The 1,841-nt window shown below is 72.3% G+C and carries 1 protein-coding gene and 1 pseudogene; both read right to left on the bottom strand.

The genetic code is table 11. The features are described from left to right. Positions 1 to 113: pseudogene (locus G3I53_RS27510) on the bottom strand (23S rRNA (guanosine(2251)-2'-O)-methyltransferase RlmB); the annotation flags it as partial. Positions 114 to 275: 162 nt separating this feature from the next. After that, the gene (cysS, locus tag G3I53_RS27505) at positions 276 to 1,673 is read right to left on the bottom strand and encodes a cysteine--tRNA ligase (protein ID WP_164333752.1); all 1,398 of its coding nucleotides are present in this window, start codon (positions 1,671 to 1,673) and stop codon (positions 276 to 278) included. Positions 1,674 to 1,841: the final 168 nt, after the last annotated feature.

The following is a 1,841-nucleotide window of genomic DNA, read 5'->3' as shown; positions in this document are numbered from 1 at the left end:
CGCATCTCGGCGGGCGGCGTGGGGCCCTTGCCTTCGAGGCCCCGGCGCCGCTGGCCGCCACTGCCGACCTGCGCGCCCTTCTTGCCGGACATGCGGCGGTTGTTCGCGGCCATGAGGTACTCGTCTCCGTGAAGTCGTGCGGCGGACGCGGAGGGCGCGTCCGGCGGTTGCGTCTGTGCGGTTGCGTCTGTGCGGTTGCGTCTGTGCGGTTGCGTCTGTGCGGTGTGCCGCCCGGGCCGGGCGGCACACCGCATCCGGGTCGCCCCGGTGCGTCCTCAGCGCGGGCCGAGGCTCCAGCGCGGTCCCTGCGGGCTGTCCTCGATGACCAGGCCGGACTGGTTGAGCTGGTCGCGGATGGCGTCCGCGGTCGGCCAGTCCTTGCGGGCCCGGGCGGCCTCCCGCTGGTCGAGGACCATGCGGACCAGGGTGTCGACCACGCCGTGCAGGTCCTCACCGCGGTCGCCCTCGCCGGCCCAGTGCGGGTCGAGCGGGTCCAGGCCGAGCACGCCGAGCATGGCGCGGACCTCGGCGAGGCGGGCGACGGCCGCCTCCTTGTCGTCGGCGGCGAGCGCGCTGTTGCCCTGCCGGACGGTGGTGTGCACCACGGCCAGCGCCTGCGGCACCCCGAGGTCGTCGTCCATCGCCTCGGCGAAGGCGGGCGGCACCTCGGCGGACGGCTCGACGGTGCCGGCCTTCTCCACCACGCGCTGCACGAAGCCCTCGATCCGCGCGAACGCGGACTCGGCCTCGCGGAGCGCCTCCTCGCTGTACTCGATCATCGAGCGGTAGTGCGGGGTGCCCAGGTAGTAGCGCAGCACGATGGGCCGCCACCGCTTGACCATCTCGCTGACCAGCACCGAGTTGCCGAGCGACTTCGACATCTTCTCGCCGCTCATGGTGACCCAGGCGTTGTGCACCCAGTACCGGGCGAACTCGTCGCCGTAGGCCTTGGCCTGCGCGATCTCGTTGTCGTGGTGCGGGAAGATCAGGTCGAGGCCGCCGCCGTGGATGTCGAAGGCGCTGCCCAGGTACTTGTGCGCCATCGCCGAGCACTCCAGGTGCCAGCCCGGGCGCCCGCGGCCCCACGGCGTCTCCCAGCTCGGCTCGCCGGGCTTGGCCGCCTTCCACATGGCGAAGTCCCGCGGGTCCCGCTTGCCGGTCTCGCCCTCGCCGGAGGGCTGGAGCAGGTTCTCCAGCTCCTGGTTGGACAGGCTGAGGTACTCCGGGAAGGAGGTGACGGCGAAGTAGACGTTGCCGTCGGCCTCGTAGGCGTGGCCGCGCTCGATGAGGCCGCGCATCATCTCGACCATCTCGGTGATGTGGCCGGTGGCACGCGGTTCGTAGGTCGGGGGCAGGCAGCCGAGGGCCTGGTAGCCGTCGGTGAACGCCCGCTCGTTCTCGTAGCCGATGGCCCACCAGGGGCGGCCCTGTTCGGCCGACTTCGCGATGATCTTGTCGTCGATGTCGGTGACGTTGCGGATGAAGGTGACGTCGAGGCCGCGGTACTCGAACCAGCGGCGCATGATGTCGAAGTTCAGCCCCGAGCGGATGTGCCCGATGTGGGGCGCCGCCTGCACGGTGGCACCACACAGGTAGATCGAGACGCAACCCGGCTGGAGCGGGGTGAAGTCACGGATCTGCCGGGCGCTGGTGTCGTACAGGCGAATAGTCACCACTCCAGGGTAGTGGGCCCCGGGGAGTGCGTGTGCCTCCACCGCCGGGCGGCTCCCGGCGGGTGTCCCGCGGGCCGCCCGGGTCCCGTCCGGGCGCGCCGGGGCCCCGGCCCCCGGTGCGGCGGGCAGGTCTCCCGCCCGCCATCCGCGTACCGTGCCGGGCGGACG

Source organism: Streptomyces sp. SID14436, from assembly GCF_010548465.1.
Lineage (GTDB): Bacteria > Actinomycetota > Actinomycetes > Streptomycetales > Streptomycetaceae > Streptomyces.
The sequence above is the reverse complement of the archived record's forward strand: the minus strand, read 5'-3'. Positions and strand labels throughout refer to the sequence as shown.